Annotated in this window: 20 protein-coding genes and 2 pseudogenes; 11 read left to right on the top strand and 11 right to left on the bottom strand. The window is 71.3% G+C overall.

Going from position 1 to position 17,487, the window contains the following annotated elements:
- The first annotated feature begins 7 nt into the window (after positions 1-7).
- On the top strand, positions 8-1,282 hold the full coding sequence (locus tag ACIRVK_RS16460) for a sensor histidine kinase (RefSeq protein ID WP_404247429.1): 1,275 nt from the start codon (positions 8-10) through the stop codon (positions 1,280-1,282).
- Positions 1,270-1,921: pseudogene (locus ACIRVK_RS16455) on the top strand (response regulator). Before ACIRVK_RS16460 ends, ACIRVK_RS16455 begins: the two are co-directional and overlap by 13 nt.
- A gap of 103 nt (positions 1,922-2,024) precedes the next feature.
- Here the strand turns inward: ACIRVK_RS16455 and ACIRVK_RS16450 are convergent.
- The 3 genes from ACIRVK_RS16450 to ACIRVK_RS16440 all read right to left on the bottom strand — a co-directional run bounded on the left by ACIRVK_RS16450 (position 2,025) and on the right by ACIRVK_RS16440 (position 5,360).
- Positions 2,025-2,228 (bottom strand): cold-shock protein, encoded by a 204-nt coding sequence (locus tag ACIRVK_RS16450; protein ID WP_057577999.1) that lies wholly within the window; start codon positions 2,226-2,228, stop codon positions 2,025-2,027.
- A 286-nt stretch (positions 2,229-2,514) separates the two neighbouring features.
- Entirely contained in the window at positions 2,515-3,867 is a 1,353-nt protein-coding gene (locus ACIRVK_RS16445) for a S8 family serine peptidase (protein WP_404247427.1), read from the bottom strand.
- 161 nt (positions 3,868-4,028) lie between these two features.
- Positions 4,029-5,360 carry a helix-turn-helix domain-containing protein gene (locus ACIRVK_RS16440; RefSeq protein WP_404247425.1) on the bottom strand — a complete coding sequence of 444 codons (1,332 nt, stop codon included), beginning with the start codon at positions 5,358-5,360 and terminating at the stop codon, positions 4,029-4,031.
- Positions 5,361-5,548: 188 nt separating this feature from the next.
- Between ACIRVK_RS16440 and ACIRVK_RS16435 the strand changes: the two genes are divergently transcribed.
- Positions 5,549-6,283 carry a DUF4232 domain-containing protein gene (locus tag ACIRVK_RS16435; protein WP_404247423.1) on the top strand — a complete coding sequence of 245 codons (735 nt, stop codon included), beginning with the start codon at positions 5,549-5,551 and terminating at the stop codon, positions 6,281-6,283.
- A 90-nt stretch (positions 6,284-6,373) separates the two neighbouring features.
- Here the strand turns inward: ACIRVK_RS16435 and ACIRVK_RS16430 are convergent, their stop codons facing one another.
- Complete coding sequence (locus ACIRVK_RS16430) at positions 6,374-6,622, bottom strand: hypothetical protein (RefSeq protein ID WP_404247421.1); 249 nt, start codon at positions 6,620-6,622, stop codon at positions 6,374-6,376.
- Positions 6,623-6,773: 151 nt separating this feature from the next.
- Between ACIRVK_RS16430 and ACIRVK_RS16425 the strand changes: the two genes are divergently transcribed.
- The 3 genes and pseudogenes from ACIRVK_RS16425 to ACIRVK_RS16415 all read left to right on the top strand — a co-directional run bounded on the left by ACIRVK_RS16425 (position 6,774) and on the right by ACIRVK_RS16415 (position 7,699).
- A complete protein-coding gene (locus tag ACIRVK_RS16425) occupies positions 6,774-7,352 on the top strand; it encodes a MarR family winged helix-turn-helix transcriptional regulator (protein WP_404247419.1) in 579 nt (192 codons plus the stop codon).
- A 134-nt stretch (positions 7,353-7,486) separates the two neighbouring features.
- A pseudogene (locus ACIRVK_RS16420) lies at positions 7,487-7,552 on the top strand (hypothetical protein); the annotation flags it as partial.
- Between the two features lie 9 nt (positions 7,553-7,561).
- On the top strand, positions 7,562-7,699 hold the full coding sequence (locus tag ACIRVK_RS16415) for a hypothetical protein (protein WP_404247417.1): 138 nt from the start codon (positions 7,562-7,564) through the stop codon (positions 7,697-7,699).
- 84 nt (positions 7,700-7,783) lie between these two features.
- Here the strand turns inward: ACIRVK_RS16415 and ACIRVK_RS16410 are convergent, their stop codons facing one another.
- A complete protein-coding gene (locus tag ACIRVK_RS16410; RefSeq protein ID WP_404247415.1) occupies positions 7,784-8,548 on the bottom strand; it encodes a polysaccharide deacetylase family protein in 765 nt (254 codons plus the stop codon).
- A gap of 161 nt (positions 8,549-8,709) precedes the next feature.
- Positions 8,710-9,054, bottom strand: a complete 345-nt coding sequence (locus ACIRVK_RS16405) for a helix-turn-helix domain-containing protein (RefSeq protein ID WP_404247413.1) — start codon at positions 9,052-9,054, stop codon at positions 8,710-8,712.
- 433 nt (positions 9,055-9,487) lie between these two features.
- Here ACIRVK_RS16405 and ACIRVK_RS16400 point away from each other — a divergent pair, with 433 nt between their 5' ends.
- Positions 9,488-9,862, top strand: coding sequence for a hypothetical protein (locus ACIRVK_RS16400; protein ID WP_404247411.1), 375 nt, complete (start codon positions 9,488-9,490; stop codon positions 9,860-9,862).
- Positions 9,863-10,000: 138 nt separating this feature from the next.
- Here the strand turns inward: ACIRVK_RS16400 and ACIRVK_RS16395 are convergent, their stop codons facing one another.
- The 4 genes from ACIRVK_RS16395 to ACIRVK_RS16380 all read right to left on the bottom strand — a co-directional run bounded on the left by ACIRVK_RS16395 (position 10,001) and on the right by ACIRVK_RS16380 (position 12,659).
- Entirely contained in the window at positions 10,001-10,306 is a 306-nt protein-coding gene (locus tag ACIRVK_RS16395; protein ID WP_404247409.1) for an SCO5918 family protein, read from the bottom strand.
- Positions 10,307-10,367: 61 nt separating this feature from the next.
- Complete coding sequence (locus ACIRVK_RS16390) at positions 10,368-10,607, bottom strand: CBS domain-containing protein (RefSeq protein WP_404247407.1); 240 nt, start codon at positions 10,605-10,607, stop codon at positions 10,368-10,370.
- Between the two features lie 184 nt (positions 10,608-10,791).
- Entirely contained in the window at positions 10,792-12,276 is a 1,485-nt protein-coding gene (locus ACIRVK_RS16385) for a DEAD/DEAH box helicase (RefSeq protein ID WP_404247405.1), read from the bottom strand.
- A 179-nt stretch (positions 12,277-12,455) separates the two neighbouring features.
- Complete coding sequence (locus ACIRVK_RS16380) at positions 12,456-12,659, bottom strand: cold-shock protein (RefSeq protein ID WP_030563973.1); 204 nt, start codon at positions 12,657-12,659, stop codon at positions 12,456-12,458.
- Positions 12,660-13,089: 430 nt separating this feature from the next.
- Between ACIRVK_RS16380 and ACIRVK_RS16375 the strand changes: the two genes are divergently transcribed.
- The 3 genes from ACIRVK_RS16375 to ACIRVK_RS16365 all read left to right on the top strand — a co-directional run bounded on the left by ACIRVK_RS16375 (position 13,090) and on the right by ACIRVK_RS16365 (position 16,100).
- Complete coding sequence (locus tag ACIRVK_RS16375; protein WP_404247402.1) at positions 13,090-14,484, top strand: alpha/beta hydrolase; 1,395 nt, start codon at positions 13,090-13,092, stop codon at positions 14,482-14,484.
- A 68-nt stretch (positions 14,485-14,552) separates the two neighbouring features.
- Positions 14,553-15,452, top strand: a complete 900-nt coding sequence (locus ACIRVK_RS16370; RefSeq protein ID WP_404247401.1) for an aminoglycoside phosphotransferase family protein — start codon at positions 14,553-14,555, stop codon at positions 15,450-15,452.
- Between the two features lie 69 nt (positions 15,453-15,521).
- Positions 15,522-16,100, top strand: coding sequence for a hypothetical protein (locus tag ACIRVK_RS16365; RefSeq protein WP_404247399.1), 579 nt, complete (start codon positions 15,522-15,524; stop codon positions 16,098-16,100).
- 99 nt (positions 16,101-16,199) lie between these two features.
- On the opposite strand, the gene ACIRVK_RS16360 is transcribed toward ACIRVK_RS16365, so the two are convergent.
- Positions 16,200-16,847, bottom strand: coding sequence for a phosphatase PAP2 family protein (locus ACIRVK_RS16360; RefSeq protein ID WP_404247397.1), 648 nt, complete (start codon positions 16,845-16,847; stop codon positions 16,200-16,202).
- Positions 16,848-17,019: 172 nt separating this feature from the next.
- Here ACIRVK_RS16360 and ACIRVK_RS16355 point away from each other — a divergent pair, with 172 nt between their 5' ends.
- On the top strand, positions 17,020-17,403 hold the full coding sequence (locus tag ACIRVK_RS16355) for a BlaI/MecI/CopY family transcriptional regulator (RefSeq protein ID WP_404247395.1): 384 nt from the start codon (positions 17,020-17,022) through the stop codon (positions 17,401-17,403).
- Positions 17,404-17,487 lie beyond the last annotated feature (84 nt).

Raw genomic sequence — 17,487 nt, 5'->3', positions numbered from 1 at the left:
TCGGTCCATGACGCTTCCCTCCGTACTGGGGCCCTCGGCCCGCCTGGTGCGACGGCGGGCCGGGACGGCCCGGCAGGACACCGCCTTCCTGGCCTCGGGTGTGCTGCCGCATCTCGCCGCTGTACCGGCGTGGTTGTGGCTCGGAGCCAAGCCGCTGGTCAAGTCGGTGCACCGGCCCTGGGACGTCCTGCCGGGGATGTACGTCGTCCTCGTCCTGCTCGCGCTGCTCGCCGTGCCGTTGACGGCCGTGCAGCGGTGGCGGCACCACGAACTGCTCGGGGTGGACATCCCGCACCCCCTGCCGGCCGAGGGCGCGCGGCTGCGGCGGGCGTTCCGTCTGTTCGTCTCCGCCCAGACCTGGCGCCGCGCCGCGTACCACACGCTCCTGGGGCCGTTTCTCGCCGCCGGGGAGGTGCTGGTGCTGGCCGTGTGGGGCGCGGGCATCGCCTGCGTCACCGTCTACGTGTGGATGTGGGCGGTGGCGCCCTACGCGGGACCCGACGCCCCCTCCACCCTCCAGGCGGGGTACCTCACCGCGGTCGGTGTGCTGCTCCTCGGGGCGGCTCCCGGGCTCGCCGGGAGGGTGACCCGGGCGGAGAGCCGTCTGGCACCGGCGCTGCTCGGACCCAGCCGAGCGCAGCGGCTCGAGCGCCGGGTGACCGACCTGTCGGTGCGCCGCGCCGACCTGGCCGACGCCGCCGACGCCGAGCGCCGCCGCATCGAGCGCGACCTGCACGACGGCACCCAGCAGCGCCTGGTCTCCCTCGCGGTCAACCTGGGGCTGGCCCGGGCGACGCTCACCGACCTGCCCGAGGAGGCCCGCAGGGTCATCGACGAGGCGCACCGCGAGGCCAAGGAAGCGATCAGCGAACTCAACGACCTGGTACGGGGCCTGCACCCCGCGGTGCTCGACGACCGGGGCCTGGACGCCGCGCTGTCCGGCCTCGCCGCCCGGGTGCCGCTGCCGGTGCGCCTGCGCGTCGACCTGCGGGGGCGGATGACGCGCGGCGCGGAGTCGGTCGCCTACTTCGTCGTCTCCGAGGCGCTGACCAACGTCACCAAGCACGCCCGCGCCACCCAGGTGGACGTGACGGTACGGCGGACGGCGGAGGTGCTGCGGGTCGAGGTCACCGACGACGGCGTGGGCGGCGCCGACGCGGGGGCAGGGACCGGCCTTGGCGGGCTGGCCAAGCGGGTGGGCGCAGTCGACGGTGTCTTCCGGATCAGCAGTCCCGCCGGAGGCCCCACCACGCTCACCGCGGAGCTGCCGTGCGGGCGGTGATCGCCGAGGACTCCGTGCTGCTGCGGGTGGGGCTGGTCAAGGTGCTGCAGACGGCCGGCTTCGAGGTCGGGGCCGAAGTGGGCGACGCGGAAGCCCTGTTGGCCGCGGTGGAGGAGCAGCGGCCCGAGCTGGCGCTGATCGACGTGCGGATGCCGCCGGGCTTCACCGACGAGGGCGTCCACGCGGCGCTGACCATCCGCCGACGGTGGCCCCGGACGGCCGTCGTCCTGCTGTCCCAGTACGTGGAGGAGCGGTACGCCGCCGACCTGCTCACCGCCGACACCAGCGGCGTCGGCTATCTCCTCAAGCAACGCGTCGCCGATGTCGAGGAGTTCGCGGGCGACGGTACGGCGGGTGGCGGCCGGCGGTACGGCACTGGACCCGCAGGTCGTCGCCCAGCTGCTGCTGCGCCGGGACAGCGACCCGCTGGAGCGGCTCACACCGCGCGAGCGGGAGGTGCTCGCGCTGATGGCGGAGGGCCGTTCCAACGCGGCCATCGCCGAGGACCTGGTGGTCACCGACAGCGCGGTCGCCAAACACATCAACAACATCTTCGCCAAGCTCGACCTGCCCCCGGCGGACGGCCACCACCGCCGGGTCCTGGCGGTCCTCCGCTTTCTGGGCACCGCCCGGGAATGAGGGCGGCTGAATTCCGAGTGTCCGGGGAACGGCGAACGGGTGAAAAACGGAGCGGGGCCCGCACCGTGAAGTGCGGGCCCCGCGCGCCTGGGACGCGTCGGCGTCAGGCGGGAAGGATGTTCTCCGCCTGCGGGCCCTTCTGGCCCTGCGTGACGTCGAAGGTCACCTTCTGGCCTTCCTGGAGCTCACGGAAGCCGGAGGTGGCGATGTTCGAGTAGTGGGCGAAGACGTCGGGGCCGCCACCCTCCTGCTCGATGAAGCCGAAGCCCTTTTCCGAGTTGAACCACTTGACGGTGCCGGATGCCATGTCGAATCTCCCTTGGGGGGCAGTTACCGAAGCCCGCACCGTGCGGACCCCGGAGTCGCCGCTCTGATTGAGCGCCCCTCCGGAAAAATCCGGAAAGCTCCGGAAACAAAGAAAGGGTGCTCGTCGACGCAAAGTCGGAAGAGCACCCGAATATCCGATGTCTCTGGTAACCAAAACTGCAACTCTCGCCAAGGTATCACAGCACGGGATCCGGGGCCGGGAACACGCGAACGGCCCGGGCGTGTGGACCCGGGCCGTTCGTTCGGTGCCTGTCACGGCAGGTGCGTCAGTGGTTCCGGCTCGCCTTCGCGAGGGCCGGGACGAAGCGCAGGGCGTCCACGGTGCCGACGCCGGACGCCAGGTCGTAGCCGTTGACGGCCTTGTAGCCGGTCACGCCCTGGTAGCTGTTGTCGGTGCCGTCGTTGACGTCGACGATGCCGTTGCTCTTCGCGTGGTGGGCGTACAGGCCGTACAGGGCCTGCTGGATGTTGCCCACCCGGTGGCCGGCCGCCTGGTCGGCGAGCGCGACGATGCCCGAGAAGAGCGGGGTGGCCTCGCTGGTGCCGCCGACGACGCCCCAGCCGACGGCGGTCGGGTCGTAGCTGGAGTAGGTCCACGCGCCGCCGTTGACAGCCGCGGACATCGAGATGTCCGGGGTGCCGCGCCGGCTGCCGACGACGCTCTTCACGCCGTTCTGGAAGGAGGGCCGGGTGAAGACGTGGGACTGCCCGCCGCCACCGGAGCCGTAGTCGTTGTAGACGCTGTCCGGCTTGAGGCGCGCGCCCTTGTCGTTCAGGTGGAGCTGGGTGCCGCCGATCGAGGTGACCAGCGGGTCGGAGGACGGCCAGGAGTTGACGCGCTTGTTGTAGTACGTCTTGCCGTCCATCTGCAGGTCGGTCGCGCCGCCGTCACCGGAGGCGGCCAGCACGGTCACGTGCTTGCGGTTCGCGTCCTGGAAGGCGTACCGCAGGTTCTTGATGCTGGAGAAGTCGCCCTTGTCGAAGCCGGGGAAGGTGTTCTCCGTGGCGCCGAAGCTCTGGCTGATGACGTCGCCGACGCCGTGGTCGATCAGCGACTTCTCGGCGTTCATCATCTCGGGGAGACCGGTGGTGCCCTCGGTCTCGGCGACCGCCGTCTCCACCAGGACGATCTTGGCGGCGGGCGCCACCGCGTGCGCCATCTCGACGTCCAGGGTGGTCTCGCCGGCCCAGCCGGTCATGTCGGCGTTCTTGGGGTCGAAGGGGGGGACCTTGCCCCACTTGACGACCTTCACCTTGGTGCTGGGCAGCCCGAACTGCTTGCTGTAGACGTCCAGGTCGTGCTGGACGGTCGGCGAGCCGTACGAGTCGACGATGACGATGGTGCGTCCCTTGCCCGTGACGCCCTTCTTGTACAGGGCGTTCAGGTCGTACGCGGCGCGGTACTGCAACGGGTTGTAGCAGTTGATGTGCCACTTGGCCTGGCACTGCTCGCTGCTCAGCGGGCTGCTGACCCCGTGGACCAGGGTGTGGCCGGCGACGGCCGGTACCGCCAGGGTGTGCGGTACGGCGGCGGGCGCGGCGGTCCCCAGTGCGGTGACCGCGAGGGCGGCGACCGACGTGGCGGCCGCGACGCCGAGCCCGGTGCGGGCTATGTGCATGGATCCCCCTGTGGTGAGGAGTCTCACGATGTGATCGCGAAAAGGTCTCCGCGCATCCCATCGGACAGGTCATGCACATCTCAAGACCGTTGAACCGACGATGCCGAACCCTTTACCCGGCGATGGCCCGCGCGTGGGGGGCCACCCCGCTCCCGCCCCGGTCAGCTCTCGCGTTTGATCCATTCACCGCCGCCCAACGGGTAGTCGTACCCCGGGCGACCGACGTCGGCGCTCGTGCGGAACGGGGTGCCGGCGTTGTCGACGTGGACCGTACCGTGACGGCTGCCGCTGGACCAGTCCAGGGTGAGGTCCCAGCGGACGTCGTGCGCCGTGGTGTGGGCGACGACGTAGAAGACCTCGGGGTCCGATTCGCTGACCTTGTACGGGAAGTCGCGCTGGCCGCCCTTCACGGTGACCGTGGGACTTCCGCCGTCCAGGGCGATGTCGAAGGACTTGGTGTCCACGCCGCCACCACAGCCGACGCCCATCGAGTAGTCGTTCCAGGCGAGCGGCGCGGCCTTGCTCAACACCCGGACGTGCAGGGCCTCCAGGACGACCGTCTCCGCGCCGGTGCCCTGGACGGTGAGGGCGACCTCCTGTTCGCCCGAGGACACCGCCCCGTACGCGGCGGCCCAGCGCGGCGCGTCCTGCTCGCTGGGGGCCGGCGGCCCGACCTGCGAGGGTTCGCTGTCCACGAGGAAGTGCTGGCTGCACGGGCTGTCGTAGACGTAGGGACGGGTGCTGACGGTCAGCGGGACGGGGTCGTTGGACGAGCTGGCGCCCTGACCGCTGTCGCTCTGCCCGGAGCCGGACCCGGCGGCCTGGGAACTGGCCTTCCCCGTTGGGGTGTTGGAGGCGGACGCGGACGGACCGGGCGTCTTCCGGCCCGTGGGCGGGGCACTGGAGGGCTGCCCGCTCGCACCGGCGTCCGCGCTGCGGGTGGACGTCGGCGCCGAGGTGTCCGCGGTGCGCTCGGACGTCGGACGCAGGACGTACACGAGGCTCCCCAGCGCGGCCACCACCGCGACGGAGGCGATCAGCGCGGTACGACGACGGAGCCGGCGGCGTGGACGCGACGGCGCGGGCCCGGCGGGCAGGTCGACGACAGCCGGGACCTCGTTCTCAGCCACACCGTCGGTTTCCGACAGCGCGGCCTCCGGCCCGTCGGCCGGAACGGTTCTCTCGGCCGCCCCGGCCTCGGCCGTCTCCGCCGCGGCCTGCGCGGCCTTCCGGCTGCGTGCCGCGTCCGCCAGGATCCAGCGCCGGTGCAGCTCGACCAGCTCCTGCGGCGTCGCCCGGCACACCCGTGCGAGGCGCTCCACGGGGGCGTAGTCGACCGGCACCGCGGTGCCGTTGCAGTAGCGGTGCAGCGTCGACGTACTCATGTGCAGGCGCTTGGCCAGCACCCCGTAACTCAGTCCGGACCGGACCTTGAGCTCCCGCAGCAGCTGCGCGAAAGCCTCGGTGTCCCCCGACTCGGTTGCCCCTGACACTCGTTCCCCTCAACCCCGTCATCCCGTTCCCCCGTTCCAGGGCCCCTGTGTTCTCCCTGGTCAGAGCCCGTTTCGGCGTTCCAGCGTCCCCAACTCCCCGTTGGGCGTGGCGGTTGGGACGGATCACCTCACAAGCTTCGGTCATCCAATCACCACCGCGACCCGAACTCCGAAGGGGCACAGCAGACATGTCCAACCTCCGTACCTCCCGCGCCCGTCTCGCCGCCGCCGCGGCCACCGCCGTTCTCGCCGCGCTCTCCCTGACCGCGTGCAGCGACGGAACGGGCGTCCACGACGAGGGGGCGGCGACGAACGCCTCCACGGGCTCGTCCTCCACGGCCGTCGCGTCGAACGCCGGCACCAACTCCACGGGATCCACGGGCTCGTCCGCGTCCGCCGGCTCCACCGGCGCGTCGGCTTCCTCGGGCGGCAAGTCCGCCGACGGAGGGAGGACCGCCACGCGTACGTCCGTACCGAAGGCGCCCGCTTCCGGCAGCGCGGTCACCTGCGAGGGGTCCAACACCCGGACGGTCGCGGCCCCGCTGACCCGCCCGGTGAACCACATGCTGCTCACGGTGACCAACACCGGCAGCCGGGCCTGCTACCTCTACTACTACCCGGCGGTCCGCTTCGGCGACGCCCAGGCCGTGCCTCCGGTCATCAAGGAGTCGCAGCCGCAGGCGGTCGTCACCCTCCAGCCCGGCGAGTCGGGTTACGCCTCCGTGAGCCTGTCCGCCACCGACGGCAGCGGCGCGCACGGCCACACCGTGAAGTCCCTCGCCGTCTACTTCCAGGGCCGGTCCGGCAGCGGGAGCGTCGGCGCGGCCGCCCACCCGTCGCTGCCCGCGAAGGGCGTCTACGTCGACGACTCGCTCAAGGTGACGTACTGGCAGCAGTCGATGGACGACGCCCTCAACTGGTGACCGCCGCCCGGCGGGCAGCGGTCATGCCCGGGCGCGGACCGGCGGACGGACGTGCTGTGGCGCACGTCCGTCGCGATCGGGGGCGGTGTGTCAGCGGGGGGTGAGGTGGGCCGAGCGGACCCGGCCCGGGCGCAGGATGCGGATCTGGTGTCCGCGGCACACCCGGCAGGTGTTCTCGGTGAGCGGGGACGGCACCCGGAAGCCGGGGTGCACGTAGTAGACGACCCGCGTCCGCCCCTCGGCGTCCACGACGTGCTGTAGCTCGTACGCGCCCTCCCAGGCGTGCCCGCAGCGCAGGCAGACGAAGGAATAGGCTTCGTGTATCGGTTCGGTCTGCATGGTCATCACCCTTGGCCGCAGTCGTCGCGCCCGCACGGCCCCGCTACGCCGATCAGCTTACCATTGCAGTGTGCAATGGTCACTAGGGGTGGCCGGGCGGTTTCCAGACCGCCGTCGCAGAGCCGCAGAGGGATCGGAGAGAGGGGACCGGATGTCCAGGGGTGGGCGGGACGCGGACCGGGAGGAGGCTCCCGCCGTTCCCGGTACGCCGGAGGGGGACCCGGATCGCGAGGCCGAGGAGGTCACGCTGGCGGTCATGGCCGCGTCCCGGGTGATCGTCGCCCTGTCGGCACGTGCCCTCGGCGCGGTCGACGTCTCCCTCACCCTGCCCCAGTTGCGCTCGCTCGTCGCCCTGCACACCTGCGGCCCGATCAAGCTGGTCGCGATGGCCGCCACCCTCGGGGTCAACCCCTCCACGGCGCTCAGGATGGTGGAGCGCCTGGAGTCCCTCGGCCTGATCGACCGACGCGTCAACCCGGACAACCGCCGCGAGGTCGTCCTGCGGCTCACCGCCGAGGGGGAGGCGCTGGTCGAAAGTGTCCTCACGCACCGGCGGGCGGCGATCCGCACGCTCGTCGAGCGGCTGCCCGAGCGGGAGCGCGCGGGTCTCGTCCCCGCTCTCAGGGCGCTGACCGACGCGGCGGGCGACCTCGACCTCGGGCTAAACCAGTCGGGCGAGCCCGACCGCCTCGCCGGCCTCATGGACGACCCGCTGAACCCGTCACCGTGACGAGTGAGGTCCATTCCCCGCTGTGAAGGGGGGTGGCCGACGTGGCCACGCAACCGCACATCGAACAACATCCTGATCTGATCGCACTCCGCGCCCGGTAGGCGGAGACCTCGGCGCTCCCCGTCGTCGGGTTCAACGGCAGCCCGCTGACCGTCAGCAACCTCGTCACCGGCATCGCCCTGGCCGTCCTGGCCCTGGGCTTCGGCTCGGTGTACGAGCGGACCTATGGCATGGGCTGGGTGGCGATGGCGATCGGCATCTGGGTGATCATCGCGTCCTGGGCCGGGCTGGTGACCACCGGCATGGCGGCACGCGGCCCGCACCGACGGATGACGCCGGCCGGCTGACGCCCTCGGCCATCCACGCACCCGACGGGCCCCAGGTCACGTCACGTTGACCTGGGGCTCCCCACTGGGTCTGTCGGACGGGGCTCAGCGGACCGGGAAGCCGAAGGAGTAGCCCTGCTGCTTGAGCCAGGGCAGCACGCGGCGCAGGGCGGCGACGGTCTGGGAGCGGTCGCCGCCCGCGTCGTGGAACAGCAGCGTCGGCCCGTTGGGCAGCTCCCGCTCGACCGTGGCGACGATGGCGTCCGTACCCGGCCGCTCGAAGTCCTTGGAGTCCACGTTCCAGCCCAGCGGGCGCATGCCCCGGGAGGCGGCCAGTTGGCGGCTGTAGGGGGTGAAGGCCCCGCCGGGCGCCCGGTAGTACATCGGCCGTACGCCCCCGGACGCCTCGGTGATCATGCGTTCGGCGCCGAGGATCTCCTGCGACTGGTAGGCCTCGGGCTTCTTGTCCATGGTGGTGTCGTGCGACACCGAGTGGTCGCACAGCCGGTGCCCGGCCGCGACCACCTGCTTCACCAGGTCCGGGTGGGCCTGCGCCTGCGTCCCCACCATGCAGAACGTGGCCTTCACCCCGTACTCCCGCAGGACGGCGAGCACTTGGGGCGTCCACACGGGGTCAGGGCCGTCGTCGACCGTGATGTTGACGCCGCGCGCTCCCTTGTCGGAGGCGTGCACGATGGTCATCGCGACCGGCGTGACAGCGGCGTCCCGTGCCGCCGACGTGGTCTTCCTGGGCGATGAGACACCACCGGCCTGTGCGGTCCACACCGAGGCGCCGGCGGCGAGCAGCGTCACCCCGAGCGCCGCCCCGACCACCTTGCCGTACCAGCCCCGCCCGCCGTGCCGTGCCATCTCCGCCCCGCTCTCGCGCAGTTCCTCGCCGATTCCCCGGTCGCCGGGCGACCAACTGACAGGACGAGGGACGGCGGCCGGCGGATGCGCCCGTTACCGATCACGGACAATCCCGGGGGAGTTCGCGGACAACTCGGCGCACAGCCGGGAGAGCGGACCGGTCAGGCGGAGGCCGGACCGCCCGCCGATCCGCTGGCGGCACGGCGGTACTCGGCGTTGATGCGCTGCGCTTCCTCGAGCTGGTCCTCGAGGATGACGATCCGGCACGCGGCCTCGATCGGGGTCCCCTTGTCGACGAGCTCGCGGGCGCGCGCGGCGATCCGCAACTGGTAGCGGGAGTAACGGCGATGTCCCCCCTCCGAGCGGAGCGGAGTGATCAGACGAGCCTCGCCGATGGCTCGCAGGAAGGCCGGGGTGGTGCCGAGCATCTCGGCCGCGCGGCCCATGGAGTACGCGGGGTAGTCGTCGTCGTCCAGACGATCATTCAGGGGGTTGTCCGATGTCATGTCACCTCGCTGTGCAACGCGTCGAGGGGCCCTGGTGCCGTACGCACCAGGGCCCCGAAGGAAATTGAACACCATCTGTCGGCCGTACTGCTGTGCCGACCTTCTGTTTCCGCTACCCGGCCCGGCAGGGCGGAGCGGGGGATCGCAGCTGCTTGACCGGGGACCACCATCCATTCCGGGGTCTTGCGGTACCCGGCCGAGTGCTCCTCGGGCCGGGCGATCCTGATGGCGTCTGCTCCTCCATTCCTCTCGCGGTCAACCGCGGTCTCGTTCGACCTTCTTCACGAGAAGAACCATACTCACTCCGGAAGCGAATGTCTACTGTGGCAAGAGCAGATTTCATGCCTTCGGCGGAGGAGGGCGAGCGCGCGTCCGGCCCTTGTTCGTGAGCCGGGCGGCTCCAACAGCCGCGGGCCGAATAAACTCTGCTGTCATGTCGAACCCTGATGAGCTGCTCGTCGCCATCTCCGCCGCTGTCGAGTCCGAGCGCAGCAATCAGATGTCGTTGACCGTGGTGGTCGGCGGTGCCGTCATCACCGGCCGGCTGGCTCCCGAAGCGGTGTGGCGGGAGCGGGTGGCGGAGGTCCTCAAGGACTCGGACCGTCTCGGCCCGTTCTCGGACGTCTTCGTCCGCGATCCGCGGGGCGACCGCCCCGGTCGCGGCGAGGCGCCGACGCATCTGCACTTCCATCTCGCCCGCATCCTGCAGGGCAGCCTCGGCATCCCGGAGACGGGCGGCATGTACCGGGTCGCCATCGAGGACGTCAGCGCGTGGACAGTGGGCGATCTCACCTACATCGACCGGTGAGACGCTGTCGTCCGCGTGCTCGCCCACCGCGGTATCTGAGCGGACGGTGACCACAACGGTGGGCCCTGCCGACGCGCGTCGGCAGGGCCCACCGGGTACCTGAGGGCGGTTTCCCGCCCGCTCTCACAGGGTCGTGGCTCATGCGCCGCCGAGCAGAGCCGACGCGGCCCGCAGCGGATCGGGAGCACCCACGTGCACGGACGTGGCCCCGGGGCGGCCGTGGCAGGTGAAGCCGAGGCGCGTCATGGCTCGCACGACTTCGCCGGCGGTGAAGTCACGCGGATCCTGTCGGGTGACGACCTGACCCACCTGCTTGACGGGATAGCGGCGGCGGCCGACGGTCACGGACTCACCTGTGACGAGTTCGGGCCTGATGCCCTTCATCGAGGCGAGCACCCCGGCCTTGGTCAGGTCGAACGGGTACTGGGCGATGACACAGCGCATGATGCCTCACAGAAGAGTGGTCGTGGGGGAGGGAGCACGGGCTCCCCGGAGGCGGGGCGGATCAGTGCGAGAAGGCGTGTACGCGCGGAACCCGGCCCTGGTCGCGGGGGCGGGCGCCGGGTGAGGGCGGTCCGCCGAGGACGTCCCGCAGACGGATCCGGTCCGTGTAGGTGGGACTGGCGCGGACAACGGCGAGCCGGGCCAGGGTGATCGAACCCGTGCTCTGGTCGTCACCGTCGCACACGGTCAGGTACGCGACCCGGGCACCCGCCATGACGGCCAGAGCAACCTCGACGGTCATGTCGTCGCACACCCGGGGTCCGTGCCCTTCGGCATCCTCCGTTACGGGGGCGGGCACGGGCACGGGGGCGGGGGCCGGCTTGCGGTACGGGATCCGCGCTGGTGTCAAAGGTGTCTCCTTCGGAGAGGGCTGGTCGCTCGGGCCTGCGGCCTCGCGGCGACGGGACTTCGGGTACTGCGCCGGACTAGGCAGCCGAGTCGTTCCCGGGCCGTCGCTGTGCCCTGCGGCGCGCCCCCGTGCCGGTGGATCGGGCCTGGCCGGGTCGGCCCCGGCGGCTGCGGGACGAGGGCACGCGGCTGGGGGTTTCCACCGCGGGCGGGGCGATGACCACCGGGATGCCGGAGGGCGCCTGGGCACCCGTGATACGGCTCAGCGCCGCCTCGCCGGAGCGGACCGGGGTGACGGTCGGGGTGATGCCGGCCGTAGCCATCAGCCGGGTCATGTCGCGACGCTGGGCGGGGGTCACCAGGGTGACGACGCTGCCGGACTCCCCGGCGCGGGCCGTACGGCCGCCCCGGTGCAGGTAGTCCTTGTGGTCGCTGGGCGGATCCACGTTGACGACCAGGTCGAGGCTGTCGACGTGGATGCCGCGGGCCGCGACGTTGGTGGCCACCAGCACGGTGACGTCGCCGTCCTTGAACTGCGCCAGGGTCCGGGTGCGCTGCGGCTGGGACCGGCCCCCGTGCAGGGCCGCCGCGCGGACGCCGCTCTTCAGCAGGTGCTTGGTCAGCCGGTCCACGGCGTGCTTGGTGTCCAGGAACATGATGACCCGGCCGTCCCGGGCCGCGATCTCGGTGGTCGTCCGGTGCTTGTCCGCCTCCTGCACGTGGAGCACGTGGTGTTCCATCGTGGTGACGGCTCCGGCCGAGGGGTCGACGGAGTGCACCACCGGGTCGGTCAGGTAGCGACGGACCAGCAGGTCGACGTTGCGGTCGAGGGTGGCCGAGAACAGCATCCGCTGCCCCTCGGGACGCACCTGGTCGAGCAGGGCGGTGACCTGGGGCATGAAGCCCATGTCGGCCATCTGGTCGGCCTCGTCCAGAACGGTGACGCCCACGTCGGCGAGTCGGCAGTCGCCCCGGTCGATGAGGTCCTTGAGCCGGCCGGGCGTCGCGACGACGACCTCGGCGCCGGTCCGCAGCGCTCCGGCCTGCCGACCGATGGACATCCCGCCGACGACGGTGGCGAGCCGCAGACCCACGGAGCGGGCGTAGGGAGCCAGCGCGTCCGTGACCTGCTGGGCGAGTTCGCGGGTGGGGACCAGGATCAGGGCCAGGGGGCGGCGCGGTTCGGCGCGACGGCCCGCCGTGCGGGCCAGTACCGCGAGGCCGAAGGCGAGGGTCTTGCCCGAGCCGGTGCGGCCACGGCCGAGCACGTCACGGCCGGCCAGGGTGTTCGGCAGGGTCGCCGCCTGGATCGGGAACGGTGCGGTCACCCCCTGTCGGCCTAGCGTGGTCAGCAGCGACGCCGGCATGGCGAGATCGGCGAAGGCCGCGACGGCGGGCAGCGCGGGCGTGAGCGTCTTCGGGAGCGCGAACTCACCCCCCGCGGCCTGTCCGTTCCTGTGGCCGTTGGAGTGGCGCGGACCGCCGGAGCGGCCGGCGGCGGCATTTCCACCACGGTCGTTCGTGCGATGAGCGCGTCCGCGCGTGGTGCGTGTGCGGTTCATGGGAATCTTCCTCGATGCGGGCACGTATCAAGGAATTCCCGCAGCAGGAAAAGCGGCGCAGAGAATCGCTGGAACGGGCCGAAAAAAAGACAGGGACTCAACACTTGGTGACAAAGCGAGCTGGGGCCCGCACCCCAAGGTGCGGGCCCCAGCTGCGAGTACGCGTCAGTGCCGGTGCGTCACGCGGGAACGATGTTCTCGGCCGTCGGGCCCTTCTGGCCCTGCGCGATGTCGAACGTCACCTTCTGACCTTCCAGCAGTTCACGGAAGCCCTGGGTGGCGATGTTCGAGTAGTGCGCGAAGACGTCGGCGCCGCCGCCGTCCTGCTCGATGAAGCCGAATCCCTTTTCCGCGTTGAACCACTTCACGGTGCCGCTGGCCATTTTGTTTCTCCTTCGGAGGGCGGTGTCAGGAGTACGCCCTGTGCGTATTCCGTGTCGCCGTGTTGATCAGCCGTCGGAAAGAAACCTTCTGGCAACCACACCTGCAACTGACGACGACAGTAGCACGTCGATGTCGGCCCTGCGCGGTGAGTAATTCCACGCGGCCCGCGGTCACAGGAATATTCACGGCACGCCACTCCGATTTCTCACGCGGCGACCACAGATATTGACTTCCGCCGACGTGGCTTGCGTTGTTCGCACACTCGAACACGCACACGCCCGACGCACAGCTTTCGCCAAGGTTGTGCACTCTCTTGACGGCGGCAAAAAATTAGCCCTACATTCCTCGAGCGCTCTCGCTCAGTGCACTGAGCATCTGCTACGGCCCCGCACACCCCCACAGCCGCCCTTCCCCCCAAGGAGCCGCACCATGCCCGCCGGCAGCCGTACCCGAATCCCCCGCACCCGCCTGCGGATCGCCCTGACCACCCTGGTCACCCTGGCGTCCGCGGCGCTCACCACCCTCCCCGCCCCCGCCGCCCAGTCGGACACCGAGACCGCGACCCACCTCACCGGCACCCTCGCCGACGGCGCCACCTGGATCGCGGACGTCCCCGACCACTGGAACGGCACCCTGCTGCTGTTCAGCCACGGCTTCGGTCCCACCGTCGCCCGGGACGCCCCCACCGACGCCGTACGCACCGAGTTGCTGGCGGAGGGCTACGCCATGGCCGGCTCGTCGTACGACCCCCATGGCTCGATGTGGGCCCTCAACAGCGCCGAACGCGACCAGTTCGGCACGCTCGACGCCGTCACCGCGAAGATCGGAAAACCCCGGCGCACCCTGGCCGTCGGCCAGTCCATGGGCGGACTCGTCAACGCGCAGCTCGCCCGGGACGGCGGCGGCCGCATCGACGGCGCGCTCGGCCAGTGCGGCCTGGTGGCGGGCGGCACGGACCTGGACAACTACCAGTTGGACGCCGAGTACACCATCGCCCGCCTGCTGCTCCCCGCCCAGGACGTGAAACTCGTCCGCTTCGGCACCGCCGCCGACGCCTCCGCCACCGCCGACCTCCTCACCAAGGCGGTCACCGCGGCCCAGTCGACCCCGCAGGGCCGCGCCCGGGTCGCCCTGGCCGCCGCCTACCTCAACCTGCCCGCCTGGTCACCCGGCAAGGACCGGCCCGCCCCGACCGACTGGACGGGCCAGGAGGAGCAGCAGTACGACTGGTTCGCTCAGGGCATCCTGTCGTTCGTCGAGGGCGGCCGGTACGCGATCGAGCAGTCCGTCGGCGGCAACAACTCCTGGAACAGGGGAGTGGACTACGCCCGCCTCCTCGCCGGCTCCGAACACGCACCGCAGGTCCGCGCCCTCTACCGGGCGGCCGGCCTCGACCTCCGCGCCGACCTGCGCGCTCTGACCGAGGGCGCCGCGATCACCGCCGACCCCGCCGCGGTACGCACCGCGCAGCGGACCTCCTCCGCGGGCCAGGGCCTGGAGGTGCCGCTGCTCGACGTCCACACCACCGGCGACAACCTGGTCCCGGTACAGCAGGAGAACCGCTTCGCCGCTCGCGTCCGCGCCTCCGGCGACGCCGCGCTGCTCCGCCAGGCCTACGTCGAGCGACAGGGCCACTGCACCTTCTCCACCGCCGAGACCGTGGCGGCCCTGCACGCCCTCGAACACCGCGTGAACACCGGCCACTGGGACGCTGCCGCGACCTCGGCCGCGCTCCAACGCTCCGCGACGGCACTCGGTCTGGACGGGGCGGCGTACGTCCCTTACCGGCCGTCCCGGCTCACGGTGGGCCGCGACGGCCGCTGACGCAGGCGGCCGCCCGCCACAACGCCGCGCCGGCATGGCGGCGGGCGGCACCTGTACGGTGACCCGGCATGATCGAGACCGAGTTGGAGATCACCGAGGATCTGGTCCGCGAGCTGCTGCGGGAACAGCATCCGGACCTGGCCGGACTGCCCATTCGTGAAGTGGACGGTGGCTGGGGCAACCAAATGTGGCGGCTCGGCGACGAGTTGGCCGTCCGCATGCAGCGGATGGACACGAGCTCCGATGCGCAGCTCAAGGAACGCCGGTGGCTGCCGGCGCTGGCCGCGCGCCTGCCGCTGCCGATTCCCGTTCCGGTACGGGAAGGTGCGCCGTCCGAACGCTTTCCCAAGATCTGGACCGTCATGACCTGGGTCGAGGGCACGCCGCTGGACCACGGCTCGATCACCCGCGGCGACCACGCGGCCGACGTTCTGGCGGGCTTCCTCAAGGCACTTCATGTGGAGGCGCCCGCCGACGCACCGGAGGCCTCGGACCGCGGCGGTCACCCCAAGGCGTGCACAGAGGCCTTCGAAGGCTTCCTGCGGGCCGTGGACCTCGGCCGCTTCGCCGAGGACGACATCCGAGCCGTGTGGGACGACGCGGCAGCGGCTCCCGGCTGGGAGGGCCCGCGCGTGTGGGTTCACGGTGACCTGCATCCCGCGAACGTCGTCGTCGCGGCGGGAACACTGACGGGCGTCGTCGACTTCGGCGATGTGTTCGCCGGCGACCCGGCCTGGGACCTTGCGGCCGCCTGGGTGCTGCTCCCCGAGGGCGCAGCCTCGCGCTTCTTCGACAGCTACGCGCAGGCGGACGAGGCAGCGGTGCGCCGGGCGCGCGGACTGGCCGCGAGGAAGAGCCTGTTCCTGATGGCGATGGGCCAGAACGGAGACCGCGGCCTGCCCGGTGGCAAGCCGCACTGGGGCCCCGCAGGACGGTCCGCACTCGATCGCGTCCTGAAGGGCCTTTGACGCCGCTGAACCGCGCCGCGGTCGATAAGAGCTGGCTCATGTCCCGTGCCGTGCCTGAAGATTCTCGGTGTGACAGACACGGAACCCACCGAAGAAGAGGCGCCGGACGGGCTGCTCGGCTGGTGCCTGGTGGCCAACGTGGCGCAGGAGACCGCGCGCGGCGAGGGCGGTCTCGACATCCAGCGCGGCACGAAGCACTTCCCGGTAGGCGCCCTGCTGTGGATCCCGCCCATGCGCTGGGACCCTGGCTGGGGTCGCTGGCATGCCGTCGGGCGGCACAGGGGCAACGGCCGCCGGTACGTCAACATGGTCGTGCGCGCGGACGACCTGGAGAACTTCCGGGTCAAGGGTGTCTACAGCGAAGGACTCGTCCGCAGCCTCAACGGCTACGACCACGACCCGGCCGCCCCGCGGACCCTGCAGAACCCGTGGACCCGCGAGCGGGCCCAGACCTGGGCGGACGCCCGGAACGATCTCCGGGAGGGCATCGTGGTCGACGGGCGGCGTATGCCGCGCGTCTACGTTCCCAACCCTCCGCCGGCAGAGCTCGCGGTCGGCGGCGACATCCTCCACCTTGCCCATTACGGCCCCCGGGGCCCCCACTACAGCCGGATGCCCCCTCCCCATGAATGGGTCCCCGAGACCTGAGACGCGGCGTCCTTCGGTGCGCGGGTCACCAGCTGCTCTTGGTCACTCCGGGAAGCTCTCCCGCGTGCGCCGTCTCGCGCACTGAATCCCGGCCCTGCGTCAGCGGGCGGCGTGGGCGCCGGCCGGGGCGGCGGTGAGCACGGGCTGCAGTGCGCCGGTGCGCAGGCGGGCGACGAGGGGGACGGCGACGCGGCCGAGGATCGCGCTGGTGAGATAGGCGGCCGGCAGGGCGAGGAGGGCGGCGCCGAGCACGTCGTGGGGGTAGTGGTCGCCGAGGTAGACGCGGGTGAAGCCCTCGAAGAGCGCGAAGGCGGCAGCGATCATGGACAGGCGCCGGTCGAGCAGCCACAGCGCGGCGACGGTGGCGAACGCGGTGGTGCTGTGGCCGCTGGGGAAGGCGTAGTCGGTGCGTACGGGGCAGGAGTCGACGAAGTAGGCGTGCGGAACCGAGTAGCAGGGCCGTACCTCGGCGACCAGCTTCTTGGCCACCTCGGCGAGCGCGAAGGCGGCCACCACGGCGACCGGCGCTGCCAGGGCGAGGGTCATGCTGCGGTCGTCACCGCGGCGGGCCCGCCACCAGCCCATGGCCATGAGCACCGCGAACACGCCGAGCCCCGCGTTGGTCCACAGGGCGATCGGGGTGTTGAGCCAGTGGGTGTCGCGGGCGATGCCGGTGACGGTGGTGAACAGCGAGCCGTCGATGCCCGAGCCGTCGAAGGCGAGCTGGACAGCGGGGTGGACAGTCATCGGATGCGATCTCCCAGGGGCGCGGGCTACGGGTCGGCCCGAGCCGCCACCACCTCGATAGCATCTACTCGCTTGTAGAAGGTACGGATGTTGTGCACGGCTCCAGCCGACGATCTACAAACTCGTAGAAGATCTACAGGACTGTAGACGATGAACGGATGGTAGCCAACTCATGAACTCCGGACGCCTTCGGGGGGAACGCAGACCGGGCGGCGCGCTGGAGGCAGAGGTCCTGGCCCTGCTGCAGTCCTCGCGACAGGCGCTCACCCCCGGCGAGGTGCGCCGGCACCTCGAGGACGGCCTGGCCTACAGCACCGTGGTCACGGTGATGTCCCGCATGTTCGACAAGGGCCTGCTGACCCGCGGCAAGCAGGGCCGCGCCTACGCCTACGCACCGGTCGCCGACACCCACGGCCTGACGGCCCGCCGGATGCGGCAGGTCATGGAATCCGGCGCGGACCGTGCGGCCGTCCTCACCCGGTTCGTGGAGGACCTGCCCGCCGGGGACGAGCAGTTGCTGCGAGAGCTCCTCGGCGACCTGCCGGACGGGCCCTGACCCTCTGCCCCGGACCGGCCTTCTCCAGCCACTCGGCGGGGGTGGACCCGACAGTCGCCGGATGTGCGCAGCGCGGCTCGGCGT

This window comes from Streptomyces sp. NPDC101152 (assembly GCF_044768275.1).
Lineage (GTDB): Bacteria > Actinomycetota > Actinomycetes > Streptomycetales > Streptomycetaceae > Streptomyces.
Note: the sequence above shows the minus strand (reverse complement) of the source record. Positions and strands in the feature narration are given on the sequence as shown.